The 25,884-nt window shown below is 70.2% G+C and carries 25 protein-coding genes; 16 read left to right on the top strand and 9 right to left on the bottom strand.

Annotation, left to right across the window (positions count from 1 at the left end; all coding sequences use genetic code 11):
- The first annotated feature begins 16 nt into the window (after positions 1 to 16).
- From gcvH to AB0O44_RS15035, 3 genes are all read left to right on the top strand, one after another.
- Positions 17 to 403 carry a glycine cleavage system protein GcvH gene (gene gcvH, locus AB0O44_RS15045; protein ID WP_364138774.1) on the top strand — a complete coding sequence of 129 codons (387 nt, stop codon included), beginning with the start codon at positions 17 to 19 and terminating at the stop codon, positions 401 to 403.
- Positions 400 to 1,728, top strand: a complete 1,329-nt coding sequence (gene glyA / locus AB0O44_RS15040; RefSeq protein WP_364138772.1) for a serine hydroxymethyltransferase — start codon at positions 400 to 402, stop codon at positions 1,726 to 1,728. The genes gcvH and glyA overlap by 4 nt, the downstream gene beginning before the upstream one ends.
- Positions 1,729 to 2,092: 364 nt before the next feature.
- Positions 2,093 to 3,505: an L-serine ammonia-lyase gene (locus AB0O44_RS15035; RefSeq protein ID WP_364138770.1), complete on the top strand. Its 1,413-nt coding sequence runs from the start codon at positions 2,093 to 2,095 to the stop codon at positions 3,503 to 3,505.
- A gap of 9 nt (positions 3,506 to 3,514) precedes the next feature.
- Here AB0O44_RS15035 and AB0O44_RS15030 read toward each other — a convergent pair whose 3' ends face one another.
- Positions 3,515 to 4,066, bottom strand: a complete 552-nt coding sequence (locus AB0O44_RS15030; protein ID WP_364138768.1) for a TspO/MBR family protein — start codon at positions 4,064 to 4,066, stop codon at positions 3,515 to 3,517.
- 133 nt (positions 4,067 to 4,199) lie between these two features.
- Here AB0O44_RS15030 and AB0O44_RS15025 point away from each other — a divergent pair, with 133 nt between their 5' ends.
- Both AB0O44_RS15025 and AB0O44_RS15020 read left to right on the top strand, forming a co-directional pair.
- On the top strand, positions 4,200 to 5,273 hold the full coding sequence (locus AB0O44_RS15025; protein WP_364138766.1) for a peptidoglycan bridge formation glycyltransferase FemA/FemB family protein: 1,074 nt from the start codon (positions 4,200 to 4,202) through the stop codon (positions 5,271 to 5,273).
- 32 nt (positions 5,274 to 5,305) lie between these two features.
- Complete coding sequence (locus AB0O44_RS15020; protein ID WP_364138764.1) at positions 5,306 to 6,802, top strand: threonine/serine exporter family protein; 1,497 nt, start codon at positions 5,306 to 5,308, stop codon at positions 6,800 to 6,802.
- An 82-nt stretch (positions 6,803 to 6,884) separates the two neighbouring features.
- Here the strand turns inward: AB0O44_RS15020 and AB0O44_RS15015 are convergent, their stop codons facing one another.
- Positions 6,885 to 7,727, bottom strand: coding sequence for a siderophore-interacting protein (locus AB0O44_RS15015; protein ID WP_364138763.1), 843 nt, complete (start codon positions 7,725 to 7,727; stop codon positions 6,885 to 6,887).
- 116 nt (positions 7,728 to 7,843) lie between these two features.
- Positions 7,844 to 8,659 carry a uracil-DNA glycosylase gene (locus tag AB0O44_RS15010; RefSeq protein WP_364138761.1) on the bottom strand — a complete coding sequence of 272 codons (816 nt, stop codon included), beginning with the start codon at positions 8,657 to 8,659 and terminating at the stop codon, positions 7,844 to 7,846.
- 235 nt (positions 8,660 to 8,894) lie between these two features.
- Here AB0O44_RS15010 and AB0O44_RS15005 point away from each other — a divergent pair, with 235 nt between their 5' ends.
- The 6 genes from AB0O44_RS15005 to AB0O44_RS14980 all read left to right on the top strand — a co-directional run bounded on the left by AB0O44_RS15005 (position 8,895) and on the right by AB0O44_RS14980 (position 14,654).
- Positions 8,895 to 9,140, top strand: coding sequence for a DUF3263 domain-containing protein (locus AB0O44_RS15005; protein ID WP_364138853.1), 246 nt, complete (start codon positions 8,895 to 8,897; stop codon positions 9,138 to 9,140).
- Positions 9,141 to 9,242: 102 nt separating this feature from the next.
- Positions 9,243 to 9,881 carry a LytR C-terminal domain-containing protein gene (locus AB0O44_RS15000; protein ID WP_364138759.1) on the top strand — a complete coding sequence of 213 codons (639 nt, stop codon included), beginning with the start codon at positions 9,243 to 9,245 and terminating at the stop codon, positions 9,879 to 9,881.
- A gap of 166 nt (positions 9,882 to 10,047) precedes the next feature.
- Positions 10,048 to 10,251, top strand: coding sequence for a cold-shock protein (locus tag AB0O44_RS14995; RefSeq protein WP_290258717.1), 204 nt, complete (start codon positions 10,048 to 10,050; stop codon positions 10,249 to 10,251).
- A 95-nt stretch (positions 10,252 to 10,346) separates the two neighbouring features.
- On the top strand, positions 10,347 to 11,585 hold the full coding sequence (locus AB0O44_RS14990; protein ID WP_364138852.1) for an ABC transporter substrate-binding protein: 1,239 nt from the start codon (positions 10,347 to 10,349) through the stop codon (positions 11,583 to 11,585).
- Positions 11,586 to 11,871: 286 nt separating this feature from the next.
- The gene (groL, locus tag AB0O44_RS14985; RefSeq protein ID WP_290258716.1) at positions 11,872 to 13,509 is read left to right on the top strand and encodes a chaperonin GroEL; all 1,638 of its coding nucleotides are present in this window, start codon (positions 11,872 to 11,874) and stop codon (positions 13,507 to 13,509) included.
- A 161-nt stretch (positions 13,510 to 13,670) separates the two neighbouring features.
- Positions 13,671 to 14,654 carry a ribonuclease HI family protein gene (locus AB0O44_RS14980; protein ID WP_364138757.1) on the top strand — a complete coding sequence of 328 codons (984 nt, stop codon included), beginning with the start codon at positions 13,671 to 13,673 and terminating at the stop codon, positions 14,652 to 14,654.
- Between the two features lie 3 nt (positions 14,655 to 14,657).
- Here the strand turns inward: AB0O44_RS14980 and AB0O44_RS14975 are convergent, their stop codons facing one another.
- The 3 genes from AB0O44_RS14975 to AB0O44_RS14965 form a co-directional block, all read right to left on the bottom strand.
- Positions 14,658 to 14,945 (bottom strand): WXG100 family type VII secretion target, encoded by a 288-nt coding sequence (locus AB0O44_RS14975; RefSeq protein ID WP_290258714.1) that lies wholly within the window; start codon positions 14,943 to 14,945, stop codon positions 14,658 to 14,660.
- 164 nt (positions 14,946 to 15,109) lie between these two features.
- A complete protein-coding gene (locus AB0O44_RS14970; protein ID WP_364138755.1) occupies positions 15,110 to 16,693 on the bottom strand; it encodes a HAMP domain-containing sensor histidine kinase in 1,584 nt (527 codons plus the stop codon).
- 2 nt (positions 16,694 to 16,695) lie between these two features.
- Positions 16,696 to 17,406 carry a response regulator transcription factor gene (locus tag AB0O44_RS14965; protein ID WP_290258711.1) on the bottom strand — a complete coding sequence of 237 codons (711 nt, stop codon included), beginning with the start codon at positions 17,404 to 17,406 and terminating at the stop codon, positions 16,696 to 16,698.
- A 184-nt stretch (positions 17,407 to 17,590) separates the two neighbouring features.
- On the opposite strand from AB0O44_RS14965, the gene AB0O44_RS14960 reads away from it, so the two are divergent.
- Together AB0O44_RS14960 and AB0O44_RS14955 are read left to right on the top strand one after the other, a co-directional pair.
- The gene (locus AB0O44_RS14960) at positions 17,591 to 17,857 is read left to right on the top strand and encodes a hypothetical protein (RefSeq protein WP_290258710.1); all 267 of its coding nucleotides are present in this window, start codon (positions 17,591 to 17,593) and stop codon (positions 17,855 to 17,857) included.
- A gap of 1 nt (position 17,858) precedes the next feature.
- Positions 17,859 to 18,734, top strand: coding sequence for an FHA domain-containing protein (locus AB0O44_RS14955; protein ID WP_364138753.1), 876 nt, complete (start codon positions 17,859 to 17,861; stop codon positions 18,732 to 18,734).
- A 114-nt stretch (positions 18,735 to 18,848) separates the two neighbouring features.
- On the opposite strand, the gene AB0O44_RS14950 is transcribed toward AB0O44_RS14955, so the two are convergent.
- The 3 genes from AB0O44_RS14950 to AB0O44_RS14940 are packed head-to-tail and all read right to left on the bottom strand — an operon-like array spanning position 18,849 to position 23,246.
- Positions 18,849 to 20,495, bottom strand: a complete 1,647-nt coding sequence (locus AB0O44_RS14950) for a DNA repair helicase XPB (RefSeq protein ID WP_364138751.1) — start codon at positions 20,493 to 20,495, stop codon at positions 18,849 to 18,851.
- Positions 20,492 to 23,002 (bottom strand): helicase-associated domain-containing protein, encoded by a 2,511-nt coding sequence (locus AB0O44_RS14945; RefSeq protein WP_364138750.1) that lies wholly within the window; start codon positions 23,000 to 23,002, stop codon positions 20,492 to 20,494. Before AB0O44_RS14945 ends, AB0O44_RS14950 begins: the two co-directional genes overlap by 4 nt.
- 10 nt (positions 23,003 to 23,012) lie before the next feature.
- Complete coding sequence (locus AB0O44_RS14940) at positions 23,013 to 23,246, bottom strand: hypothetical protein (RefSeq protein WP_364138748.1); 234 nt, start codon at positions 23,244 to 23,246, stop codon at positions 23,013 to 23,015.
- Between the two features lie 177 nt (positions 23,247 to 23,423).
- Between AB0O44_RS14940 and AB0O44_RS14935 the strand changes: the two genes are divergently transcribed.
- The 3 genes from AB0O44_RS14935 to AB0O44_RS14925 are packed head-to-tail and all read left to right on the top strand — an operon-like array spanning position 23,424 to position 25,869.
- Entirely contained in the window at positions 23,424 to 23,807 is a 384-nt protein-coding gene (locus AB0O44_RS14935) for a cold-shock protein (protein ID WP_290258705.1), read from the top strand.
- 10 nt (positions 23,808 to 23,817) lie between these two features.
- Positions 23,818 to 24,495 (top strand): DUF3027 domain-containing protein, encoded by a 678-nt coding sequence (locus tag AB0O44_RS14930; RefSeq protein WP_364138746.1) that lies wholly within the window; start codon positions 23,818 to 23,820, stop codon positions 24,493 to 24,495.
- 42 nt (positions 24,496 to 24,537) lie between these two features.
- A complete protein-coding gene (locus AB0O44_RS14925; protein WP_364138745.1) occupies positions 24,538 to 25,869 on the top strand; it encodes an MFS transporter in 1,332 nt (443 codons plus the stop codon).
- The last annotated feature ends 15 nt before the right edge of the window (positions 25,870 to 25,884 follow it).

Here is a 25,884-nt window from a genome sequence, read left to right as displayed (position 1 = left end):
AACTTAGGAATTTTTCATGGCAAAAGTAGCTCCTGAACTGCAGTACTCCGACGAGCACGAGTGGGTTGCCCGGGAGGACGGCACCGACGTCGTCTCCATCGGCATCTCCGCCGTCGCGACCGACGCCCTCGGCGACATCGTCTACGTCGACCTGCCCGAGGTCGGCTCCACGGTCACCGCCGGGGAGACCTGCGGCGAGGTCGAGTCGACCAAGTCCGTGTCCGACCTGTACGCCCCCGTCACCGGCGAGGTCACCGAGACCAACTCCGCCGTCGTCGACGACCCGGCCCTGATCAACAGCGACCCGTACGGCGCCGGCTGGCTCTTCAAGGTCGCCGCCGTCTCCGACGGACCGCTCCTCTCCGCCCAGGACTACGCCTCCAAGAACGGCGGCGAACTGTGAGCGCGGCCGCAGGCACCCACACCGCAGCGTTTGAACAGGTTGTCTCCCCGTCCCTGGACGCGGACCTCTCGGAGCTGGACCCGGAGATCGCCGCGAAGATCGACGCCGAACTCGCCCGCCAGCGCGACGGCCTGGAGATGATCGCCTCCGAGAACCACACCGCCCGCGCGGTCATGCAGGCGCAGGGCTCGGTCCTGACGAACAAGTACGCCGAAGGCTACCCGGGCAAGCGCTACTACGGCGGCTGCGAGCACGTCGACGTGATCGAGCAGCTCGCCATCGACCGCGTGAAGGCCCTGTTCGGCGCCGAATTCGCGAACGTCCAGCCGCACTCCGGCGCCCAGGCCAACGCCTCCGTCATGCACGCCCTGATCCGTCCGGGCGACACCATCATGGGCCTGAACCTGGCCCACGGCGGCCACCTGACCCACGGCATGAAGATCAACTTCTCCGGCCGGCTTTACAACGTCATCCCGTACCAGGTGCGCGAGGACGACCACCGGATCGACATGGCCGAGGTCGAGCGCCTGGCGCACGAGCACAAGCCGCAGCTGATCGTCGCCGGCTGGTCCGCCTACGCCCGCCAGCTCGACTTCGCGGAATTCCGCCGGATCGCCGACGCCGTCGGCGCCTACCTGATGGTGGACATGGCGCACTTCGCCGGCCTCGTCGCCGCCGGGCTGCACCCCTCCCCGGTGCCGCACGCGCATGTCACGACGTCGACCACGCACAAGACCCTCGCCGGTCCGCGCGGCGGCATCATCCTCTCCAACGACGCCGACATCGCCAAGAAGATCAACTCGGCCGTGTTCCCGGGCCAGCAGGGCGGGCCGCTGGAGCACGTCATCGCCGGCAAAGCCGTCGCCTTCAAGGTCGCCGCGTCCGCCGAGTTCAAGGAGCGCCAGGAACGCGTCCTGGCCGGCGCCCGGATCCTCGCCGACCGTCTCACCCGCGACGACGTCGCCGCCAAGGGCATCTCCGTGGTCTCCGGCGGCACCGACGTGCACCTGGTCCTGGTGGACCTGCGCGACTGCGAACTCAACGGCCAGGAAGCCGAGGACCGGCTCGCCGCGATCGACATCACCGTCAACCGCAACGCCGTACCGTTCGACCCGCGCCCGCCAATGGTCACCTCCGGGCTGCGGATCGGCACCCCGGCCCTGGCCACCCGCGGCTTCGGCGAGGCGGCCTTCACCGAGGTGGCGGACATCATCGCCGAGGCCCTCATGGCCGACGCCGACGCCGACCTCTCCGGGCTCCGCGATCGGGTCCAGGCCCTCGCCGCCGCCCACCCGCTCTACCCGTCGGTCACGAACCTGGGCTAACTCGCCCCTCGTTCTCCGTCCCCCGGTGCAGGCTGCCGTTGCTGGCTCCCGTGCCTGCTTCCGTGGTCGGCTCCGGGGCCGGCGGACCGGACTTTTCACGCGTGCTCGCTCGTACCTCGCTTAGACGCACGCTTTCGAAAAGCCCGGCTCCGCCGCCCCCTCGGGGGACGCTTGCCGTTGGCATCACTCAAATGGGCGTCCGGGACCACAGCGCAAAGGTGACGGGCCAAGGGAGGGTGACGGGCATCCGGCAGCATGCGTCAAAGCGACGAAGGAGCAGCATGCAGAGGATGTCCGGTGCACTCCCACCCAAGCCGGCCCGACGGCGAAGCTCACTTAAGCAGTGTTTAGTTAGGATTTAGTAATGGCTGTAGGCGTCTTTGATCTGTTCTCGATTGGGATCGGGCCCTCGAGTTCGCACACCGTGGGGCCGATGCGGGCCGCTGCGGTGTTTGCCGAGGAGCTGAAGGCGTCGGGCGACCTTGAGCGGGTGGCTTCGCTGCGGGTGGATCTGTACGGTTCGCTGGCCGCGACCGGGCACGGGCACGGCACCATGACCGCCATCCTGCTGGGCCTCGAGGGCTACCACCCCGAGAAGATCCTCCCCGACGAGGTCGAGGAGCGGCTCGCCGCGATCGCCGGGACCGGGACGCTGCAGCTGGCCGGCGCCGTCGACCTTCCCTACGGGGTCAAGGACATGGTCCTCCGCCCCCTCACGGTACTGCCCCGGCACACCAACGGGATGACGTTCACCGTCTCCGACGCCGACGGCGGCGTCCTGCACCAGGCGACCTTCTTCTCCGTCGGCGGCGGCTTCATCGTCCGCGAGGGCGAGGAAGAGGCGGCGCAGCAGGAACTCGACGAATCCAAGAAGGAACTGCCCCTGCCGTTCCGCACCGCCGCGGAACTGCTCGAGCACTGCCGGAACACCTCCCTGCGGATCAGCGACGTGATGCTGGTCAACGAGGAGGACAGCCGCACCGCCGAGGACATCCGCGCCGGCCTGCTGCACATCTACTCTGTCATGGAGGAATGCGTGGCCGTCAGCCTCAAGCGCAAGGGCCTGCTGCCGGGGGGCCTGAACGTCCGTCGTCGCGCCCCGGACTGGCACGAACGGCTGATGAAGGAAAGCTGCGAGGAAGACCCCGACTTCCGGGACCCGAAGTACTGGCAGGAATGGGTGAACCTGATCGCCCTGGCCGTCAACGAGGAAAACGCCTCGGGCGGCCGCGTCGTCACCGCACCCACCAACGGCGCCGCCGGGATCATCCCCGCCGTGCTCTACTACGCGCTACACTTCGCCCCCGGCATGGACAAGGCCACCCAGCAGGACCGGGACGAGACGGTGGTGAAGTTCCTGCTCGCCGCGGGTGCCATCGGTGTCCTCTACAAGGAACAGGCCTCCATTTCCGGGGCCGAGGTCGGCTGCCAGGGCGAGGTCGGGTCGGCGTCGTCGATGGCCGCCGCCGGCCTCGCCGAGGTCATGGGCGGCACCCCGCAGCAGGTGGAGAACGCCGCGGAAATCGCGATGGAACACAACCTCGGCCTGACCTGCGACCCGATCGGCGGACTAGTGCAGATCCCGTGCATCGAACGCAACGCGATCGCGGCCGCCAAGGCCATCAACGCCGCCAAAATGGCGCTCTGGGGCGACGGGTCGCACCGGGTCTCCCTCGACGAGGTAATCGTGACCATGCGCGAGACCGGTAAGGACATGAGCTCCAAATACAAGGAAACCGCCATGGGCGGCCTCGCCGTCAACGTGGTGGAGTGCTGAGGCGCCCGCTCAGTTGGTGACGGCCGCCCACAGGTTCAGCGTCGAGGCGAAGACCACCCACGCCAGGTAGGGGACCAGCAGCAACCCGGCCGGGCGGCTGATCCACCGGAAGCGGACCAGCGTTGCGGCCAGGACCACGGCCAGCGCCACGATGATGGCCAGGGCAATCCACAGCGCCGGCGTGCCCAAGGCCGGGTAGAGGGCGAAGAAGGCCGGCGTCCACAGCAGGTTCAGCACCAGCTGGACGGCGTACAAGGTCAGCGCCCGGCGGGTGCCCTCGGCGCGGGTGCGCCACACCAGCCACGCCGCCACCGCCATGGCGGTGTAGAGCAGCGTCCAGACCGGTCCGAATACCCAGTTCGGCGGCGACCACGGGGCCTTGTCCGCCCCGGCATACCAGCCGTCAACGTTGCTGGCGGAGGCCAGCCCGCCGAGTCCGGCCACCAGCGCGGAAGCGGCGAGCAGAACGAGCAGGCCCAGCACCTGGGCGCCGGCTCCGCGGTGCGCCGACGCGCCCGGGCCGGCCGGGCGGGAGGCGCCTAGTTCCGGCTGTGGTTGCATGCCTTCAGCCTAGCCCGGGCGCCGGTGGCGGCCACAGGGTCGGCGCCCCGGCCACCCGTGACGCCGATAGACTTGGTGGTGCATGCCAGCCATGCCGCCGAAGCTCGTCCCGCAAAGATTGGATACCGCACCCTTGCGAGAATTCACCGCCCGCTTTGCCTCCGCCGAAGAGGTCGCCACCTGGGACGCCCGCGTCACCGCGAATCCCAACGGCGGGAACCTGCTGCAGTCGGAGGCCTTTGCCGAGGTCAAGCAGCACTACGGCTGGAAGCCCCTGCACCTGGTGTACGAGACGGCCGACTACACCAGTTACAACCTGGTCCTGGAGAAGAGCTTCCCCGTGCTGGGCAAGCTCTGGTACATGATCAAGGGACCCGGCGTCGCCTCCGTCGAGGACATTCCGGGGATCGCCAAGGCCAACGCCGACTTCGTCAAGCGCGCCCGGCTGGGCGTCTTCGCGATCAAGATCGAGCCCGACGTCGTCCTTTCCGACGACGCCCGTCGTGTCATCGCGGGCGCGGGCCTGGTCAAGACGCACAACCTGCAGCCCAACGATTCCACCGCCCTGCTGGACATCTCCCCGGAGGAGAACCAGCTGCTGCGCAACCTGCACTCCCGCGGCCGGAACGCCGTCCGCCGCGCCATCCGCGAGGGCGTGGAAGTGCACAACGTCGAGCCCACGGAGGAGAACTTCCGGGCCATGTACGGCCTGATGAGCACCACCGTCGAGGCCAAGTCCCAGGTCCGCGTCCGGGATTTCGGGTACTACCAGCGCTTCTGGACCAACTTCCTCAAGCGCGGCCAGGGCCGGCTCTTGTTCGTCTACGAAAACGGTGTCCCCTCCGTGGGTGCCTTCGTCATCAACTACGGCCGCAAGGGAACGTACAAGGACGGCGGCTCCCTGCAGCAGCGCGGCCAGTACGGCGACTCCCACCTGGTCCAGTGGACCGCCATCAACCAGCTGAAGGAGCTCGGCTGCACCGAGTACGACTTCTGCGGCACCCCGCCGAGCGACAAGCTCAAGGACACGTCCAACCCCTTCCACGGCCTGGGCCTGTTCAAGACCAGCTTCAGTAAGACCGTCACGGACTTCGTCGGCTGCTACGACCAGGTCCTCAGCCCGTTGAAGTACAAGGCCTGGACGGCAGCGGGGGAGCGGGTCGCCCGCCAGCTCTACACGCGCCGCACCGGCCAGCAGTTCTACTAGACCGCCCAGCAAGGTGAAGTGAGATGGCCGGGATGAACAAGACCCCCGAGGGCCGCCGCGGACCGCAGACGGACGGCCTGCCCCGCACCGAACCGATGTCGGCCATGCAGGTGCGGCAGAACGCCGCCGCCCGGCGCATGCTCCGCCGCCTGGTCCAGGGGGAGAACCCGCCGACGGCGCCGTTGAGCATCGTGGATCGGCTCGCCGGCAGCCCGTACGCGAACCCGATGATCCAGGTCGGCGGCGTGGACGCGTCCGCCCGGAAAACCATTGACTTCGCGCTCAAGCTCGCGGAATCGATGTTCCGGTACGGCGCCGGCGCCCTCGAGGTGGAGACCAGCATCATTGCGGTGACCGCCGCCCTGGGGTTGAAGAACATCGAGGTGGACATCACCAACCAGTCGGTGGCAATCAACTACGCCCCGAAGGACCAGACGCCGCTCTCCCTGCTGCGCGTGGTCCGGTCCTGGACCAACAACTACGCCGGCCTCGCCGAGGTGCACCAGCTGGTGACCGACATCGTCGCCGGCGGGGTGGGCCGCGAGGAGGCCGCCCGGCGCCTCGAGGAGATCACTCACAGCGCCAAGCCGTTCCCGCGCTGGATGGTCACCGTGGCCTTCGGCGTCTTCTCCGCCGTCTTCGTGGCGGTACTCGGCGGCGGCATCGCGGCGTCCGGGATCGCGTTCCTGTCCAACCTCCTAGTCAGCCTCCTGGCCCGGCAGCTCGGCCGCTGGCGTACCCCGGACTTCTTCATCACCGCCTCCTGCTCCTTCGTGGTGACCATCATCGCCCTGCTGCTCTGGCGGTTCGGGAGCCCGGTGGGGATCACCATCGCCCCGGCGATCGTGGTGGTGGGCGGCATCCTGCTGCTGCTGCCCACGGGACGGCTCGTGTCCTCGGTGCAGGATGCCATCAACGGCTTCCCCGTCACCGCCGCCGGCCGGTTCCTCTCCACCATGCTGACCTTCGGCGCCTTGGTTTCGGGGATCGCCGTCGGCTTCGTGGTGGGGGCGATGACGGGCATGCAGTCCATCGACGTGACCGAAACATTCCCGCCGAGGTATCCGCTCTGGGTGCTGGTGCCGCTGGTGGCGATCGCCGTCGTCGCAATCGGCGTGACGGAGCAGACTTCCCTGAAGCTGCTGCTGCCGACGGCGGCGGTCGGCGTCGTCGGCCACCTCGTCCTGATCGGCGGCACGGAACTGGGCATCGGGCCGCGCTTCGCCCCGGCCCTCGCCGCCGTCGTCATCGGCCTGCTGGCCCGGGTGGTGGCCCTGAGGATGGGTGCCCCGCAGCTGGTGGTGGCCGTGCCCGCGGCGCTGATCCTGCTGCCCGGCCTGACCATATTCCGGTCCATGTATGTTTTGACCATCGAGGAGCAGGAAATCCTCATGGGCGCGGGCGGGATGCTGAACGCCGGCGCCATCGTGCTGGGCGTCGCCGCGGGAATCGTCCTCGGCGACACCCTGGCCCGGCCGCTGACCCGCAGCCTGGCCAGCAACGAACGGCGCCGGGCCCGCCGCCGCTAGGCCAGCAACGAACGGCGCCGGGCCCGCCGCCGCTAGTCCGTCCCCGCCCGGCGGCAGCGGCCGTCAGCGGGCTGCCGGGCACTCAGATCTTGCCGATGGGGAGTTTCTTCTCGGCTTGGAAGTCGTCCTCCACCCGGCCGCGGGCCCAGTAACCGGAGAGGGAGACCTGCCCGCGTTCCAGCCCCCGCTGGGTGAAGAACACCTCCCGCAGGGCCTTCATGGCACCCCGCTCACCATGCGCGAAGACCGAGGGGCGTCCCTCCGGCCAGTCGGCGGACCCGACGGCGTCGGCCAGGCGGCGCTCGTCGTCGGCCCCCGTGTTGTTTCCGCGGAAAAGCCAGCGCAGTTCGACGCCGGCGGGGGCGGCCAGGGCCAGGACGTCCGCCGCGGAGCCCACCTCCAGGAAGGCCAGACCGCGGGCATCGCGGGGGAGAACCGCCAAGGCCGCGCCGATGGCGGGCAGCGCCGATTCGTCCCCGGCGAAGAGGTGCCAGTCCGCCTGCGGGTCCGGGTTGTAGCCGCCGCCCGGGCCGGTGAAGATCAGGGCGTCCCCCTCCCGCGCGGACGCGGCCCAGGGCCCGGCGAGCCCCTCATCCCCGTGGATCACGAAGTCGATGGCCAGCTCCTGCGCCGCCTCGTCCACCCAGCGGACCGTGTAGGTGCGGGTGTAGGGCCACTGCTCCCGGGGATGGGTCTCGCGGACGGCCCAGAGATCCAGCGGCTGGGGGTAGTCCACGCCGGGCTGCGGGAAGGCGATCTTGACGTAGCGGTCCACGTACACGTTGTTGCGGTAGTCCGTGAAGCCGGGGCCGCCGGCGATGATCCGAACCATGTGCGGTGAAAGCTGCTCGCGCCGCAGCACCGTCAGGGTGGTCTGGGGCCGGGAGTTCCGGTTGGCGGAGGTGGCGGCGGGTACAGAAGTCATGCGGCTAAGCCTAGCCAACCGGACCTCCTTCTTGTCTGTCCAGGGGCGCCGGGACCGCCGTCCCCGGACAGCCGGGAAGCTGGGGTGGCGCCGGGCTCGGGAGGCTCTGGGAAGGCTTAGGGCAGCGGCGGCAGTTCCCAGTCGACGGGTTCCGCGCCCTGGGCGACCAGCAGCTCACTGGCCCGGCTGAACGGCCGGGATCCGAAGAATCCCCGGGCGGCCGAGAGCGGGCTTGGGTGCGGGCTGCTGACGACGGCGGTCCCTCCGAGCAGGGGCCGGACGGACTCCGCGTCCTTGCCCCACAGGATGGCGACCAGCGGGACCGGCCCGCCGTAGGCGTCCGTGCGGGCCGCCACGGCGCGGATGGCGGCGGCCGTGACCTCTTCCCAGCCCTTGTTCCGGTGCGATCCCGCGGCGCCGGCGCGCACGCTGAGCGCCCGGTTCAGCAGGAGCACGCCCTGCCCCGTCCAGCGGCTCAGGTCGCCGTGGATCCGCGGCGGCAGGCCCAGGTCGGCGTGGAGCTCCTTGTAGATGTTGGCCAGGCTGCGGGGGAGGGGACGGGTGTGGCCCTCGACGGCGAAGGACAGCCCGATCGGGTGGCCGGGGGTGGGGTAGGGGTCCTGGCCCACGATCAGCACTTTGACGCTGGCGAGTGGCTGCTGGAAGGCCCGGAGCAGCCGGTCCGGAGCCGGCAGGACCTGGCGGCCTGCCGCGGCCTCGGCGGCGACGAACTCCAAGGCCCGGCGCAGCTGCGGCTCCACGGGTTCCAGGGCGGCAGCCCAGTCCGGGGCCACCAGCTCGCCCAGCGGGCGCTGGACCAGCGCGGCAAAACCGCCGACGCCGCCGTCGTCGGAGCCCTGCGGCGCCCCAACGGTCGGGCCGGAAACGGCATCCAGGGGAAACAGCGCTTCGGCCTGCGGGAATTCGCTCACCCCTTCATTCTGGCAGGCGCGAGCGGTGGCGTTTCGGGCCGGCGATCCGGGCAGACCTCCGGCGCGGCACGGCGCCGGCCGAATGACAGGGCTGTTATTCGCCCGTAGCATTGGGGAGGAATCCACAACAGCGAGCAGGGAGTGAGCCGTGGCCGAAGCAGTGCCGGAGAACGCGACGGCGGACGAGGTTCCGGTCGACGCAGGCCACGGGGAAGCCGGACCGGACGAGTCCGGGCTGAGCAGCCGCGACAAGGAAATGCTGGGCCTCGAACGGCAGTGGTGGAAGTACGCCGGGGCCAAGGAACAGGCCGTCCGGGAACTCTTCGACCTGTCCGCCACGCACTACTACCAGATCCTCAACGCCCTCATCGACACCGAGGCCGCGCTGGCCCATGACCCGATGCTGGTGAAGCGATTGCGTAGACTACGTACGTCACGACAACGTGCCCGCACGGCCCGGCGCCTGGGTTCGGACGCCTGAACCCGCCGGGTACGCCCCGGGCAGAACGCGGCGCCGGAGTCCCGGAATCTGCACCGGTTCCGGCCGCGGACCACTAGAAATCAGCAAGGACAGCGCTTCACCATGACCAGATACCCACGGGATGAATTCGACCGGGTCCCGGAGACCTCCACGCGCCAAGGGGTTCACCGCACCGTCGCGGCCGCCAGGTCCCGCGGACTGGCACCCATCCTGTCGGTAGGAGCGTTCGCCCTGGCCGTCGGCCTGGTTGCCTTCCTGCTGCTGCCCCGGCTGGGCTTTGGTCCCGCCGGCGGAACGGCGATGGCCGCGGATAAGAGCAGCGCCACGGCAGCCGCGTCCGCCACCGCGCAGCCCACCGCGGCCCCGACCGCGCAGCCGACAACGTCGCCCACCAGCGACCCGGGCAGCACGGTGGCTGCCGCTTCCTCCGGCACCACCCCGGCCCCGACGGCAACCGCGGCCGCCGTCGACAAGACGCAGCCGGTGGCGGTCTACAACGGCACGACGACGGCGGGCCTCGCCGGCCGCGTCGGCAGCACGGTCACCTCCGACGGGTGGGTCTTGGGCCCGCTCGGCAACTGGACCGGCCCGCGGCAGCAGACCTCCGTGGTCTACTACAACGGCGCCGCGCAGAAGGCCAATGCCCAGGAACTCGCCGCCCTGCTGGGAATCGCCACCCTGGTCGATTCGGCCGATTTCAAGATGCCCCTGGTCGTCGTCCTGGGCCCCGGCTACCGCTGACCCGGTTGCTGGCCGGGCCGGTTACGCCTGCATAACGTTCCGGCCGACCCCCTGACGCGCGGACCGGCACGCCCGGGACCGGCGGGTACAGTGGCCGGAGTTCATGACCGCTCCGCGGCGCACAGCGAGGTGCACCGCGGCCAAGCTAGCTGAAAGTGTGGAAACGATGGCTCTGGGCACCGTCAAGTGGTTCAATGCGGAGAAGGGCTACGGCTTCATCACCGTGGACGGCTCGGGCATCGACGTCTTCGTCCACTGGTCCGCCATCGCCGGCGAGGGCTACCGTGCGCTGGCCGAGGGCCAGAGGGTGGAACTTGAGGTAGGCGAAGGCGAAAAGGGCCCCCAGGCCGAGAGCGTCAGGCCCGCCTAGTGGCCCGTCCTGACTCAACGCCGACCGCCGCGGCGCGGGCCACAGCCGGCCGACGAACAGCCAGCCGACAAACGGCCGGCGGCGCCGCCGTCGTCCTGTCCGCCCTTCTTGCCTCCGCCCTGGCCCTCACCGGGTGCTCCGGTGCCACCGGCAACGCCCGGACGGACGCCGCCGAGGCCAGCGGGGACGGAACCCTGCGGATCGGTGTGCTGCTGGACAACACCGGGGACCAGAGCTTCCTCAACGCCCCGCAACTGGCCGCGGTGAAACTCGCCGTCAAGGAGATCAACGCCGCCGGCGGCCATAAGGGCAAGCCCGTGGAACTGCTCCCCGAAACCATCAGTGCGGACACCGCCGCCCAGGCCAAGGCCCTCGCGGCGGCCAGGGCCGACGTCGTCATCGGCCCCACGGATTCCAGCCACGCCGCCGCCGCGATCGACGTGCTCTCCAAAGCCAAAATCGCCATGATCTCCCCGGCCACCGCCGCACCGGGACTCAGCAGCTACCGGAGCGGAGGCTACTACTTCCGAACCGCCGCCGCCGACGTCGCCCAAGCCTCCATCCTGGTCAAGCTCGCCAAGGACGGCGGCGCCAAGACGCTCGCCGTCCTGCACGAGGCCGGAAGCTACGGCAAGGAGGTCTCCGTGGCGGTCTCCGCCGCGGCGAAGTCCGCCGGCCTCGGCACGCCCATCGACGCCGAATTCCCGGCCGGCCAGGCACAGCAGGCGGCGACCGCGGCCAAGGCCGCCGCGCCCGACGCCGTGGTCCTCATCGCCCGGCAGGGTGCGCAGGGCGCCATCGCCGAACTCAACAACGCCGGACTCGCGGGGAAAAAGCTGGTGCTCTCCGACGGCGCGGTGGGCCAGTACGGCCAGGGCCTGGGCTCCCACGCCCTGGACGGTGCCCGCGGAGTGCTCCCCGGCACGTTCCCCAGCGCGCAGTTCCAGGCGGGCCTGGTCGGCATCGATCCCGGGCTCAAGGACATGACCTTCGCCGCGGAGGCCTACGACGCCGTCAACCTCGCCGCCATCGCCGCCGCCGCGGCGCAGGACGACGCCGGCACCTCCATCGCCTCCCGGCTCATCGCCGTCTCCGGCGGCACCGCGGGCTCGGGCGGGGCAGTGGCCGGCGAGCCCGCCGACTGCCACAACTACAAGGAGTGCGTCGACGTCCTCCACGCCGGCAAGCGCCCCAACTACGAGGGCCAGTCCGGCCCCGTGAGCTTCGATAGCAATGGCGACGTGACCGCCGCGGCCTACATGGTGTACACCTACGGGCCGGACAACACGGCGAAGATGACCGGCAGTGAAACGGCCCGCAGCGGCGGGTCCTGATCGCCCTCGGCGAAGCGCTCCGCGTGGACAGGCCCCGGAGCGCGAAGCCTTCTTGCACTCTCCCCGGGGGAGTGCTAATTATGGAGTTAGCACTCCCGCTCATCGACTGCTAACGCCGGGCCCCGGTCCGGGCGCAGCATCGGTGCCGCGGGAGCAAAGGAAACACCTGGCTGGGTGAGATCCCGGTCCGGCGGCGTACAGAGGCTGCCGGGCAGGTATCGTCCGTCGCGGGCACCGACGCCAAGGTTCATTCTTTAACGACTGTCCCGAAAGGACTACTGCCGTTATGGCCAAGATCATTGCATTTGATGAAGAGGCACGCCGCGGTCTTGAGCGGGGTCTGAACATCCTCGCCGACGCCGTCAAGGTCACCCTCGGCCCGCGTGGACGCAACGTCGTCCTCGAGAAGAAGTGGGGCGCCCCCACGATCACCAACGATGGTGTTTCCATCGCCAAGGAGATCGAGCTGGACGACCCGTACGAGAAGATCGGCGCCGAGCTGGTCAAGGAAGTTGCCAAGAAGACGGACGATGTCGCCGGCGACGGTACCACCACCGCCACCGTGCTGGCCCAGGCCCTGGTCAAGGAAGGCCTGCGCAACGTCGCGGCCGGCGCTGACCCGCTGTCCCTCAAGCGCGGCATCGAGAAGGCTGTCGACGCCGTCACCGCCGAGCTCCTGGCCTCCGCCAAGGAAATCGAGACCAAGGAAGAGATCGCCGCCACCGCGTCCATCTCCGCCGGCGACAACGAGATCGGTGCCCTCATTGCCGAGGCCCTGGACAAGGTCGGCAAGGAAGGCGTCATCACGGTCGAGGAGTCCAACACCTTCGGCCTCGAGCTGGAGCTCACCGAAGGCATGCGCTTCGACAAGGGCTACATCTCCGCCTACTTCGTCACCGACGCCGAGCGCCAGGAAACGGTCCTCGAGGATCCGTACATCCTGATCGTCAACTCCAAGATCTCCAACGTCAAGGAACTGGTTGCTGTCCTCGAGAAGGTCATGCAGTCCAACAAGCCGCTGCTGATCATCGCCGAAGACATCGAGGGCGAGGCCCTGGCCACCCTGATCGTCAACAAGATCCGCGGCACCTTCAAGTCCGTCGCCGTCAAGGCTCCGGGCTTCGGCGACCGCCGCAAGGCCCAGCTGGCCGACATCGCCATCCTCACCGGTGGCCAGGTCATCTCCGAGGAAGTCGGCCTCAAGCTTGAGACCGCCGGCCTGGAGCTGCTCGGCAAGGCCCGCAAGGTTGTTGTCACCAAGGACGAGACCACCATCGTCGAAGGTGCCGGCGACGCCGACCAGATCGCCGGCCGCGTGTCCCAGATCCGCGCCGAGATCGAGAACTCCGACTCCGACTACGACCGCGAGAAGCTGCAGGAGCGCCTGGCCAAGCTGGCCGGCGGCGTTGCAGTTATCAAGGCCGGTGCCGCAACCGAGGTCGAGCTCAAGGAACGCAAGCACCGCATCGAGGACGCCGTCCGCAACGCGAAGGCTGCCGTTGAAGAGGGCATCGTCGCCGGCGGTGGCGTGGCCCTGATCCAGGCCGGCGCCAAGGCGTTCGCCAACCTGCAGCTCTCGGGCGACGAGGCTACCGGTGCGAACATCGTCCGCGTTGCCATCGACGCTCCGCTGAAGCAGATCGCCTTCAACGCCGGCCTCGAGCCGGGCGTTGTGGTGGACAAGGTCCGCGGCCTCGCCGCCGGCCACGGCCTGAACGCCGCCACCGGCGAATACGTCGACCTGCTGGCTGCCGGCATCAACGACCCGGTGAAGGTCACCCGCTCTGCCCTGCAGAACGCGGCCTCCATCGCCGGCCTGTTCCTCACCACCGAGGCCGTCGTGGCCGACAAGCCGGAGAAGAACGCTCCGGCCATGGGCGGCGGCGACGACATGGGCGGCATGGGCGGTATGGGCGGCTTCTAGCCACCCGGCCACCCGGCCCACCCCGGCCGGTAGTCCGCTGCAGGCCCCGGTACAACGACGACGGCGGTCCCACCTTATGGTGGGGCCGCCGCCGGCGTTTAAGCCGCCCGCGCCGGGGGTGAGGGAGCGGTGGAGGCAGGCAGGTCTGGCAGGATAGTGCAGTGACGATTACAGCTGCGGCCGACGGTTCGGCCCTTGGAAACCCCGGTCCGGCCGGATGGGCCTGGTACGTGAACGACAACTGCTGGCACGCCGGCGGCTGGCCGCACGGCACCAACAACCAGGGCGAGCTGATGGCCGTGCTGGACCTCTTCCGCTCCACGGCCCACCTCGCCGACGAGGAGCTGCACATCCTCTGCGACAGCCAGTACGTCATCAACTCGGTCACCAAGTGGATGCCGGGCTGGAAGCGGAAGGGCTGGAAGAAGTCCGACGGCAAACCTGTGCTCAATGTGGACCTCCTGAAGGACATTGACCGGGCCCTGGTCGGCCGCAAATACCGGTTCGAGTGGGTCCGCGGCCACGCCGGCCACGAACTAAACGAGGCCGCGGATGACCGTGCCCGCGGCGCCGCCATGGCCTACCAGCAGGGTGTCGCCGTCCGGCAAGGCCCCGGCTTCGTCCGGCCCGGCACCCCGGCGGCCCCGCAGGCAGCGCCCTCGCAGGCAACCGCCCCGGCAGCCGCGTCACCCGCGACACCCGTGGCCTTTGACGAGCCCACCCTCTTCGGCGGCCCGGACGGGTACGCGGAACCGGACCTGTTCAGTGAGCTGGCGGACCAGACCGCGGCCGCAGCGACGGCGCAGGAGCCGGAGCGGATCGTGGAGGCCCTGGAGCGGGAACTGCTGCAGCCGGAGACCAGGGCCGACCTGGGCCGGACCGGGGTGTTGCTGCACCCGGAGTTCACCGAGATCGGCAGCTCCGGGCGGCTCTGGACCCGCGACGAGGTCATGATGGCGCTGGAGGAAAACCCCGGCCCCCACGCGGCCCTGGAGACGCTGGCGGCGGAGCGCATCGGCCCGGACACCGTCCTGCTCACCTACCGCAGCCGGACCCGGGCCGGAACGGTGCTGCGCAGCTCGCTCTGGGTCCTCGACGGACACCAGTGGCGGCTGCGGTTCCACCAGGGCACCGCCGAGGCCTGATCCCTAGCCGAAGCGCTGCGCGTTGCTCAGCTCGGTCTGGTCGTAGTTCGCGGCCGCCGAACTGAGGGCGTGGTTGATCGAGGCGAGGGAGGCTTCCACCTTCCCCTGCGTCAGGGACCACTCCACGACCAGCGCCTGGAAGTTGGTGGCGGCGGCGCCGCGCCAGCTGGACTGAAGTTCCTCCAGCCCGCGTTTCATCGCCTGGACGTCGGCGCTGATCCGGTCGACCGTGGCCTGGACGGTGGCGGACTTGAGCTGCAACAGTTCGGTATCGACGGAAAGAATGCTCACGGTGCGGCCTTTCGAGGGGCAGGCAGCCGGGCGCCGGACCGGTAGGGGCGGCCACAGGGAGGGCCGTGCGGCGGGCTCCCGGCTGCCTGCGGTGGAGGGTCCGGGCTTTCCGGACTCCTCGAGCCTACGAAGGCGCCGCCGTCGGCTTCCACGCCGCAAGGTCGCTATGTGGATAACCCGGTTCCCTGGCTGCCGCCCGCGGCGCGGTCCGCACCACCGATTGCAGCAACTTCGTCGGCGGGCCCGTCAGCCGGCGCGGCCCGGTCGGTGCCGTCGCCGAAAGCCGGAAGAACCTCCGCCGTCCCGGGCTCCTCTGACGGCGCCTCGTCCAGGTAGGGCAGGCTTACCACCAGGGTGGCGCCGCCGCCGTCGGTCGGCTGGACCCGGACGCTGCCGGAGTGGGAGGCGACGATGGCGGCGACGATCGCCAGCCCCAGCCCGCTGCCGCCGGTCTCCCGGGTCCGGGAGGTATCGGCGCGGTAGAACCGCTCGAAGATCCTGACGGCCTCCTCCTCGGAGACGCCGGCGCCGTGGTCACGCACCTCGATCACCGAGCGGCGGCCGCCGTCGGCCTCGGTCCGCACCCCCACGGCCAATTCGATCGGGCTGCCCTCCGGCGTGTAGCGCAAAGCGTTGCCCACCAGGTTGCTGATCACCTGCCGCAGCTTCGCCTCGTCGCCCAGCACAGGCGCCGGGGACGCGGCGCCGCCGTCCAGCCCGCGCAGCGAGACGACCCGGCTGCGGTCGGCAACCTGGGTGTCCACCACGGCGTCATGGCCCAGCAGGAGCAGGTCAATGGGTTTCTGCTGCAGCGGCCGTTGCTCGTCGATCCGGGCCAAGAGCAGGAGGTCCTCCACCATGGCGCCCATGCGAATGGCCTCGCTCTCGATCCGTCCCATCGCGGTGGCCACGTCCTCGGGGGTGGCCAGGGCGCCGTGCCGGTACAGCTCGGAGAACCCGCGGATGGTCACCAGTGGGGTGCGCAGCTCGTGGGAGGCGTCGGCGGCGAAGCGGCGCATCTTGGCCTCGGAGGCCATTCGCGCGGCAAACGCGGTTTCGATGTGGGCCAGCATGGCATTGAGGGAGCGGCTAAGCCGGCCTACCTCGGTGTCCGGATTCTCCACGTCCACGCGCCGGGACAGGTCCCCGGCGGCGATCGCGGCCGCGGTCTTCTCCACGCGGGACAGAGGACGGAAGGACCGGCCAACGGTCCAGGTGGCGATGAAGAAGGCCAGCACCAGCGTCAGCAGTCCGACGCCGACCACCACCAGGGTGGCGTGCTCCATGACGGAGTCCACCGGGTAGAGGGGCAGGCCGATGACGACGACGGCGTTGCGCCGGTTGGCGTCCAGGACGTTGACCGCCACCACCCGCCAGTTCCGGCCGTCGGTGCCGCGGACCTGGAACGGAACCTCCGCGCGGCTGCGGGCGTCCTCCGGGCTGATGCTGCCGATGGCAGGCCGGGGACCCTTGCCGCCGAAGATGATGGACGGCTGGCCGGGGGTGAAAAGCAACAGCGAATAGTCGGTGGGGACGTTGGGCCCCTGGTCCTGCAGCTGCTCGAAGGACTGTTGCTGGTGGGCCGTTTCGACGGCGACCTTGAGCCGGTCGTCGACCTGGCCCTGCAGGTAGCTGTGCAGCAGGGCCAGCGTTCCCGCGCCGGTGGCGGTCAACGCCACCAGCATCAGGGCCATCATGATGGCCACCAGCTGCGAGCGCAGCGAGGCCGCCTTCCACCGGCGCAGCAAGGTCAGCGCTTCTCGGCCGTCCGCAGCACGTAGCCGACGCCGCGCTTGGTCTGGATCAGGGCGGCGGCACCGGGGTCGGTGTCCACCTTGCGCCGCAGGTACGAGATGTAGGACTCCACGATCGAGGCGTCGCCATTGAAGTCGTACTCCCAGACGTGGTCCAGGATCTGGGCCTTGGAGAGCACCCGGTTGGGGTTGAGCATCAGGTAGCGGAGCAGCTTGAACTCGGTGGGGGAGAGCTCGATCACCGTGCCGCCGCGGCGCACCTCGTGGGCGTCGTCGTCGAGCTCCAGGTCATCGACGCGGATGACGGCGTCGTCGTCCTGCAGCGGCTGGGTGCGGCGCAGCACCGCGCGGATCCGGGCCACGACCTCGTCGAGGCTGAACGGCTTGGTGACGTAGTCGTCGCCGCCGACGGTGAGCCCGGTGACCTTGTCCTCGGTGTCGTCCTTGGCGGTCAGGAACAGCACGGGGAAGTGCTTCCCGGCGGCGCGCAGGCGCCGTGTGACGGTGAACCCGTCCATGTCCGGGAGCATGACGTCCAGGACGGCCAGGTCGGGGGAGTGCTGGTCGGCGGCTGCCAGGGCATCGCGCCCGGTGCCGGCCGAAACAACCTCGAAGCCTGCGAAGCGCAGCGAGGTGGACAGCAGCTCGCGGATGTTCGGTTCATCATCGACGACGAGCAGCTTGGCTTCGGGACCGTTCTTTTTCATGATTCCCATCTTGCTCCCAGACTCTGTGAGTTTTCTGGACGAATCGTGTGTGTTGCGTGATCATCTCCGGGTGCCCTTCCGGAGAGAACCTTGGCGAAGCCATTCCCGTGCGGCGGGTCCCGGATTAGAGTTGGCTAACGGCCCGGTTCCAGCCGGGAGCGTCACTCTACGACTGGAGTAAACGATGTCTGAAGCGACAATTCCACAGTCCGGCGGGGCGGACTCAGCGGCCAACCGTTCCATCCGGGACTGGGCGGATCTTGCAGAGGAAATGTGGTCCTACCTGACGGGTAAGGGCGCCGCGATCAACTACGAGTTCGTCGACATGACCGTAGAGGTGCCGCGTGACATCGGCCCGGATGCGCCGCGGGCCACGTGGAAGCTCAACGGCAGCCTCCGCGTGACGACCAGCGACCGCGATGCGGCGGGGTCCGACAAGAACAGACGCTGACATGGGACCCCGGTTCAGGGTCGACGCCGACCTGGAGTTCTCCGTGACGGAACCCTCCGGTGGGGGTACTTCCGGCACGCTTCAGGCGGCCGGCACCGAGGTGAAGGTGACGCTGGGCAGCCTCGACGCGTCGTTTGGCCAGCGGATGCCATCCCTGCAGCAGCTGCGCCCGCTGGCTAAGACCTTGGCCGAGCAGGGACTCACCGTAGTGATCGAGGGACCGCAGGGTCTCATCGCATCCCTGGGGTCGGTCCGGACGGGCCGGGCCCAGCGGCTGCTGACCCGGTCCCCGCATATCCGGCTCGGCAACGTGCGCACCGTGGCTCCGCTGGCCCGGCGCGGCGGGCGGACCAAGGACGTCGGGATGTCCCTGCTCCCGCCGGAAACCCCGCTGCCGCTGCTGCCCACGGTCAAGCGGCGGATCGTGCGCAAGGTGACCACGACGCACCACACCAGGGGCAGCGGGCGTCCACGGCTGATCTTCGTCCAGGACTCGGCAACGTGGGACGGCCAGGTGCCGCGCGAGTTCAATCTCTCCGGGGAACGGATGAGCATCGGCAGCGGGCCGGACGCCGACCTGCAGTTGGACGGCCTCGAACCAATCCATGCGGAGATCGTCCACAACGAACGGGACGAGTACGTCCTGGTCCGGCACGGGGTGGTCACCGGAAGCTTCGGCCCCGCGGACAGCTCCATCCTCCGCACCGGAGCACGGCTGCAGATGGGTCCGTGGTGCCTGGCCTACTTCCGGGAGGAGTTCGCCGACCACGGACGCCCCTTCGGTGGGCGAAGCGGCGGGGAGTTCGCCTACCAGAAGCCGCAGCTCGATCCGCGGACCGGGTTGATGGAACAGGACGGCTCCACCGGCGTCACCTAGGCGGCGAGGCAGGCAAGGATAACGGCGGCCCGGGACCGTCCGCTGCGGCGGCGGGACCGGGCCGTTCCGCGTCCGGGAAGTGATGCGGCTAGTGCGACAGGGGAGCGGCGGGGCCTAGTCCCCGGCGCCGACGTCCTTGGCGTCCATGATCCGGTAGGCGTAGCCCTGCTCGGCCAGGAACCGCTGGCGCTTCGCGGCGAAGTCCTGGTCCAGGGTGTCCCGGGCCACCAGGGAGTAGAAGCGGGCGGCGCGGCCGTCCTGCTTGGGCCGCAGCAGCCGGCCCAGCCGCTGCGCCTCCTCCTGACGGGACCCGAAGGACCCGGAGACTTGGATGGCCACGGACGCCTCCGGCAGGTCGATGGAGAAGTTGGCCACCTTGGACACCACCAGGGTGCGGACCTCGCCGGCGCGGAAGGCGTCGAAGAGGCGCTGGCGTTCCTTGACGGAGGTGTCGCCCTTGATCACCGGGGCTTTGAGGCGCCCGCCGATCTCGTCCAGCTGGTCGATGTACTGGCCGATCACCAGCAGCTGCTCGCCCTTGTGCTCGGCAACCAGCCGCTCCACGATCCCGGTCTTGGTCTCGGACGTGGCACAGAGCCGGTACTTGTCGGCGTCGTCGGCCATGGCGTACGCCACCCGCTCGTCCCGCGGCAGGTCCACCCGGACCTCAACACAGTCCGCCGGTGCGATGTAGCCCTGCGCCTCGATGTCCTTCCACGGGGCGTCGTAGCGCTTGGGGCCGATCAGGCTGAAGACCTCGCCCTCGCGGCCGTCCTCGCGGACCAGGGTGGCCGTGAGCCCCAGCCGGCGCCGTGCCTGCAGGTCCGCGGTCATCCGAAAGATCGGCGCCGGCAGCAGGTGGACCTCGTCATAGATGATCAGGCCCCAATCGTTGCCGTCGACCAGTTCCAGGTGCGGGTACAGGCCGCCGCGCTTGGTGGTGAGCACCTGGTAGGTGGCGATGGTCACCGGCCGGACCTCCTTGACGGAGCCGGAGTACTCACCGATCTCCTCCTCGGTCAGGGAGGTGCGCTTGAGCAGCTCGTCCTTCCACTGCCGGGCCGAGACGGTGTTGGTGACCAGGATGAGCGTGGTGGTGGAACTGGTGGCCATCGCGGCGGCGCCCACCAGGGTCTTGCCGGCGCCGCAGGGGAGCACGACGACGCCACTGCCGCCGGCCCAGAAGTTCTCCGTGGCCAGCCGCTGGTAGGGCCGGAGCTTCCAGCCGGTCTCGTCCAGCATGATCGGGTGCGGGGTCCCGTCCACGTAGCCGGCCAGGTCCTCGGCGGGCCAGCCGAGCTTCAGCAACAGCTGCTTGAGCTGCCCGCGCTGGGAGGAGTGGACCACCACGGTGTCCGCGTCGATCCGCGGGCCGAGCAGCGGCGCGATCTTCTTCGCGCGGCTGATTTCCTCGAGGACCGGGTAGTCGGAGGTGCGCATGACCAGGCCGTGCTGGGGGTCCTTCTCCAGCCGCAGCCGGCCGTACCGGGACATGGTCTCCTCGACGTCGATCAGGAGGGCATGCGGCACCGGGAAGCGGGAGTACTTCAGCAGCGTGTCCAGCACTTTTTCGGCGTCCAGGCCCGCGGCCCGCGCGTTCCAGAGCCCCAGCGGCGTCAGGCGGTAGCTGTGCACGTGTTCGGGGGCGCGTTCGAGCTCGGCGAAGGCGGCGATGGCGTGCCGGGCCTCGGTGGCCAGCTCGTGGTCGACCTCCAGCAGGATGGTCTTGTCGCTCTGGACGATCAGTGGTCCGTCATTCACGGGAGCAGTTCCTCGGTGGCCTCGACATCAATGATCCGGTGGACGGACAGGACCCGTTCGGTCTCCCTCGCGGGGTCGAACACACGGACCCGTCCACCACTCACTGCAAGCGGAACAACGCGCTCGCGGGTGGCATTCCCGAGGCCGTCGACCACGTTCATCATCACCGCCTGCTTCAACCGGATCGCCCGGTGCAGGGTCTCCAGCCCCAGCTGGGTGCTGGCCTCGGCCGCCGTCCCCGCGGCGCCGGGACCGCCCGGACCGTGGGCGGAGCCGGGTCCCGCGCCGCCGGCCGGGTGCCCGCCGCGGAGCACCGCGAGCTGGGCGTCGACGTCGGCGTCCTCGGGGGCCGAGCGGGGCGCCGTGTAGACGGGGCGTGCGCTGCCGGGCGCGGCGGCGCTGCGCCGCAGCCGGACGACGGCGGACGCGGCGTCATCGAGGGAGGGCGTCATGCCCAGTCCGCGCATCACCTGGGCCGCGTCCCGGGGAGCGGCCGTGGAGACCAGGACCGTCGGGGCGAGGCGGATGAGGCCCAGTCCCGCGGCGGCGGGGGCGTTGAGTAGTTCCAGGAGCGCCGTCTCGTCCTCGCTCTGGATGAAACTGGACGCCGGGCCCACCCGCAGCCGCGCGTGGCGGGACGCGGTGTCCTCGATCAGGTACTCCAGCGGCTGCGGCACCGCGGTGGCCGAGTGCGTCCGGAGGAATTCCAGCAGGCCCGCGGCGTCTTGGCCGGCGTCGAGGGCGCGCCGGATGGAGCCGACCGAGAACCGGTAGATGGTCGCCGGGCCCTGGCCCTCGGCGTCGGCCATGGCGAGCAGCTTCCCGCTTAGCTCCGGGTCCAGGTAGCCGGGTGCGACGGCGGTCAGGTCGGCCTGAAGCAGCACGTGGTTCACGGCCGCCGGAAGGTGTTCGCCGAGGATGCCGAGCGCCGTCTCCGGATGGTCCAAGGCGATCTCGGCGCCGATCTGGCTCAGCGCCCCGGAACCCACCAGGCCCAGCATCTCCGCCTCCGCCAGCACGCCGCGGATCAGCGAGCTGAAGCGGCGGGCCATGCGCGGCTGCGACCAGTCGGCACGTTCCAGCACCGCCGCGGCGTCCAGTACCGGTGCCTGGCCGTCCGCGGCACCGGCCTCAATGGTGAGCTCCTGCAGGATCTCCAGGATCCGTTTGCGCACCACCGGAGCGTCCGGCCGCTGGGCCTCGGCGGAGAGCGCGTTGATGGTGCCTGCGGCCCCCGCGGCCCGGCCCGACGGGGCGGACGCGCCGCCGGCCGGCTGGCCCACGAGGGAGGGGACGCGTTCGCTGGAGAGCCAGGCGTTGACCAGCCACAGCCACTGCTCCTGCCGCGGCAGGGTCAACCATTCCAGCTGCTCGGGCTGGACCCAGGCCGAGCTGTCCACGTCGAGCCGGAGCAGTCCGGCCAGGGCGCACAGTTCCACCAGCACCCCGGCTTCCGGCAGCCCGATCCGCAGCGTGTCCGCGAGCCGCTTCATTTCCCGGACGCCGACGCCGCCGCTGCGGAGCGTGACAAGCGGCTGGGCCTGGACGGCGTGCAGCAGTTCGCCGGCCAGCCGGAGGGTCTCGGCGATCGCGCCGAGCGCCGCGTTCCGGCGCAGCGCGGCGCTGGTCAGGCCCAGGTTCGGCACCGGCGGGGCCAGGGCGAAGTGGTCGATCACGTACCCGCCGCGCAGGGCCAGCCCCACGCTGTGCGGCAGTTCCACGTGCGCGGCGTCCAGCGGGACCAGCAGGCCGCGGGCCAGCAGCCAGTCGACCGGCCCGGCGTCGACAGTCTCGGTCAGCACGGACACGCGGCGCTGCGCCTGCGGGACCGCGCCCATGGCCCAGTTCCCGAACCGGTCCAGCAGCGCGGCGGTCCGGTCCGGGGCGCGGGAGAGCAGGGCCTGCAGCGCCTCGGGCGAGCCGGTCCAGTGCTGCAGGGCGAGGGCGGCGTCCATCGGGGTGTCCGCCGGCGCGATCCCCGCCCCGGACTGGTGCAGCTCGGCCACCAGCTGGACCACCCGCTGCGCGAACGCCGGCTGCAGGCGCACGAGCTCGGTGTAGCTGCGGCCCAGGCCCGCCGGATAGATGCCGATGACATCCTTCAGGCTGCCGACCGGCAGGTAGTGGCGTTGCCGTGCCGCCGGGGCCCCCGTGCCGTGCGGCGGATCGGCCCGGTGCACGAGGGCCAGGTCCTGGAGCGAGGCCAGCAGCCGCTCCAGCGCCGCCACGGTGGAGCCCTTGATCAGCCGCTTGAGGGTTGCCGCCGAGGCGCTGTGGCCGGTGTCGGCGTTGGTGCACAGGTGCAGCGCCTCCAGCACCTGCATCTGCGGCCGGTTCAGCCGTTCCAAGGCGCGTTGGACGCTGACGCGGCCGCTGGCCCGAGCGGCCAGGGCGGCGAAGTCGGGGACCGCGGGGATCATCAGGTCCGGCCGCGCGGCGAACAGCGCGCGCAACGACTCGTCGCTGCGCGCCTGCAGGTCCTCGCCGAGCGCGCGGATCTGGGACATGGGGTCTCCGTCAGCCCCTGCCGAGGCCGCGGGCACGGCGGCGGGCGATGACGGCGTCGAGCACCAGGAGGGCCATCAGCAAGAACGCGGCCGGCAGGCCGTACAGCGCGGCCGAGGTCAGCCAGACCGGCGCCAAGGCGTTGCCGGCGGCCAGGGCGATCACCGCGCCGAAGGCGGCCAGGGAAAGGACGGCGACGGCGGCGGCGAGGATCAGCAGGGAGCGCCGGAGACGCTGTGGAGTCATGACAGCAACGCTAACAGTCCGCCTGCATCCGCGCCTCAAGCGCTCAAATCTGCCCGGGCACGATAACCTTGAAGGAACAGACCAACACGGTCGGGGCGGTCATACCCTGAACCCGCACATCGGTGCGGATGCGGTGACCGCCGGCCGCGTCCCAGCAGAACGAAGAAGGTTGATTACGTGCCTACCGGCAAGGTCAAGTGGTATGACAAGGAAAAAGGCTTCGGATTCCTCGCGGGCGAGGACGGCCAGGAGGTCTTCTTGCCCAAGTCCGCATTGCCCGAGGGCGTCGTTGAGCTGAAGGCCGGAACCCGGGTTGAGTTCGGCGTGGCCGACGGCCGCAAGGGCGCCCAGGCCCTGGGCCTGCGGGTGCTGGACAAGACTCCGTCGATCGCCAAGGCAAAGCGGCCCAGCGCCAAGGACCTCGCGCCCCTGGTCCAGGACCTGGTGACGGTGCTGGACAACCTCTCCGGCACCCTGTCGGCCGGCAAGTACCCCGAGGGCAACAAGGCGAAGGCTATTGCCGCCGCCCTGCGCAAGGTTGCCGACGAGCTGGACGCGTAGGGTCCGGCCGATGACTGCGGAACCTGAAGAGACCGGCTCCCCGGTGCCCGACTCCGGACGGAAGCCGGCGTCCAAGGCGTCCGCCGCCGGAGCGAAGGGCACGAAGTCGGCGGCCAAACCGCGCTATGGGGTGCCCGTGTGGCGGGTGGGCAAGCCCGACGCCTTCCTGGCCGCGTCCGTAGACGTAGCCCGTGCCGCGGTGGAGGGCATCGCCGAGCCCGGGCAGGTCGGCCGCCACCTGGCCGCCAAGAGCGAGGGTGACCGCCTGGTGACCCACCTGTTCGAGTCCAAGCTTCCCGGCTACGGCGGCTGGCAGTGGTACGCCGTGCTGACCCGCAACTCCCGCTCCAAGGTGGTGACGGTGGACGAGTTGGGGCTGCTGCCCTCGGAGGACTCCATCTTGGCCCCCGAGTGGGTGCCGTGGGCCGAACGCGTCCGGCCCGAGGACGCCCAGCCCGACGACGGTCACGAGGACACCGGGGCTGAGCACCGGAACCAATCCGAAGCCGAGTCCGACAACGCGGGCAGCCCCGACGCCGCCCGGGACGACGCCGTGCGGGACGCCGCCCAGGACGAGTCGGGCCAGGATGACGCTCCCGCGGAGTCCGGGACCGGCGCGACGGACGAGCCCGGGGACGAACCCGACGAACGCGCAGCGGACGCCCGGTCCGTCGCCGGGACCGACTAGCGGTTTGGCGGCGTTCAGGGCGGAGCAGCGGGAGGACCTTCCATGAGGTCCACCTTCAAATCGCTGCACATCCTGAACTACCGCATCTGGTTCCTCGGGGCCCTGGTCTCGAACATCGGCACCTGGATGCAGCGGACCGCCCAGGACTGGCTGGTCTTTGATCACCTCAGCCACCAGGACGCCGGCGCCATGGGCATCACCATGGCCCTCCAGCTGGGACCCCAGCTGTTCCTGGCCCCGGTCGCCGGACTGGTGGCCGACCGCTTCAACCGCAAGACCCTCCTGAACCTCACCCAGTCGTCCATGGCGCTGCTGAGCGCCCTGCTGGGCGCGCTGGTGCTCTCCGGGGCGGCGCAGCTCTGGCACGTGTACATCTTTGCCCTGCTTTTGGGCGTCGTCTCGGCCGTCGACGCCCCGGTCCGCCAGACCTTCGTCTCGGAGCTGGTCAAGGACGACTACCTGCCCAACGCCGTCGCCCTCAACAGCGCCTCCTTCAACGTCGCCCGGATGATCGGGCCCGCGGTCGCCGGTGTCCTGACCGTCGCGATCGGGCCCGGCTGGGTGTTCCTGGTCAACACCCTGACCTTCGTGGCGCTGCTGGCCAGCCTCGCCCGGATCCCGACGGCGTCGCTGCGGAAACTCCCCAAGGCGCGCGGCGGCAAGGGCCGGATCCGGGAGGGACTGCGCTACGTACGGCACCGGCCGGACATTGTGGTGGTCCTCGTGGCGGTCTTCATCGTCGGGACCCTGGGCCTGAACTTCGTGCTCTTCATCGCCGCGATGGTGGGCACCGAGTTCGGCCTCGACGCCGGTGCCTTCGGGCTGATGAACTCGATCATGGCCATCGGCTCGGTCGCCGGGGCCCTGCTCTCGGCCGGCCGCGGCCGCCCGCGGATGCGGATGATCTTCGGGGCCGCCGGGGTTTTCGGCATCACCTCCGGGCTGGCCGCTCTGGCCCCGAACTACTTCTGGTACGGCGTGGCCCTGGTTCCGGTGGGCCTGTGCGCCATCACCATGATGACCAGCGCCAACGGCTACGTGCAGACCACCACGGACCCGGCCATGCGCGGCCGCGTGATGGCCCTGTACATGGCGATCTTCATGGGCGGAACACCCATCGGGGCGCCGTTCGTCGGCTGGGTGGCGAACGTCGCCGGCCCGCGCTGGTCCATGGGCGTCGCCGCTGCAGCCGGCGTGGGCGCGGCCCTGATCGGGATGGCCTGGATCATCCGGGCACGCCACCTGCGGATCGCCTTCAACCGGCGGGCCCGCGGCCTGCGCTTCTTCCGGCTGGTGCCCGGCGGGGCGATCGGCACGGCAGACGACGACGGCGTCGTCCGGGCGGTAAACCCCGACGACGCCGCCAGCCGCTAGGCCGCCCCGGAGGGC

It is taken from the genome of Arthrobacter sp. NPDC080082 (assembly GCF_040686595.1).
Classification (GTDB): Bacteria; Actinomycetota; Actinomycetes; order Actinomycetales; family Micrococcaceae; genus Arthrobacter.
Note: the sequence above shows the minus strand (reverse complement) of the source record. Positions and strands in the feature narration are given on the sequence as shown.

What these genes read in the sequence shown, in the direction of transcription:
- gcvH (WP_364138774.1), top strand. Translation starts at nt 17, where the DNA reads ATGGCAAAAGTAGCTCCTGAACTGCAGTACTCCGACGAGCACGAGTGG.
- AB0O44_RS15035 (WP_364138770.1), top strand. Translation starts at nt 2,093, where the DNA reads ATGGCTGTAGGCGTCTTTGATCTGTTCTCGATTGGGATCGGGCCCTCG.
- AB0O44_RS15030 (WP_364138768.1), bottom strand. Translation starts at nt 4,066, where the DNA reads ATGCAACCACAGCCGGAACTAGGCGCCTCCCGCCCGGCCGGCCCGGGC.
- AB0O44_RS15020 (WP_364138764.1), top strand. Translation starts at nt 5,306, where the DNA reads ATGAACAAGACCCCCGAGGGCCGCCGCGGACCGCAGACGGACGGCCTG.
- AB0O44_RS15015 (WP_364138763.1), bottom strand. Translation starts at nt 7,727, where the DNA reads ATGACTTCTGTACCCGCCGCCACCTCCGCCAACCGGAACTCCCGGCCC.
- AB0O44_RS15000 (WP_364138759.1), top strand. Translation starts at nt 9,243, where the DNA reads ATGACCAGATACCCACGGGATGAATTCGACCGGGTCCCGGAGACCTCC.
- AB0O44_RS14995 (WP_290258717.1), top strand. Translation starts at nt 10,048, where the DNA reads ATGGCTCTGGGCACCGTCAAGTGGTTCAATGCGGAGAAGGGCTACGGC.
- groL (WP_290258716.1), top strand. Translation starts at nt 11,872, where the DNA reads ATGGCCAAGATCATTGCATTTGATGAAGAGGCACGCCGCGGTCTTGAG.
- AB0O44_RS14965 (WP_290258711.1), bottom strand. Translation starts at nt 17,406, where the DNA reads ATGAAAAAGAACGGTCCCGAAGCCAAGCTGCTCGTCGTCGATGATGAA.
- AB0O44_RS14960 (WP_290258710.1), top strand. Translation starts at nt 17,591, where the DNA reads ATGTCTGAAGCGACAATTCCACAGTCCGGCGGGGCGGACTCAGCGGCC.
- AB0O44_RS14955 (WP_364138753.1), top strand. Translation starts at nt 17,859, where the DNA reads ATGGGACCCCGGTTCAGGGTCGACGCCGACCTGGAGTTCTCCGTGACG.
- AB0O44_RS14945 (WP_364138750.1), bottom strand. Translation starts at nt 23,002, where the DNA reads ATGTCCCAGATCCGCGCGCTCGGCGAGGACCTGCAGGCGCGCAGCGAC.
- AB0O44_RS14940 (WP_364138748.1), bottom strand. Translation starts at nt 23,246, where the DNA reads ATGACTCCACAGCGTCTCCGGCGCTCCCTGCTGATCCTCGCCGCCGCC.
- AB0O44_RS14930 (WP_364138746.1), top strand. Translation starts at nt 23,818, where the DNA reads ATGACTGCGGAACCTGAAGAGACCGGCTCCCCGGTGCCCGACTCCGGA.
- AB0O44_RS14925 (WP_364138745.1), top strand. Translation starts at nt 24,538, where the DNA reads ATGAGGTCCACCTTCAAATCGCTGCACATCCTGAACTACCGCATCTGG.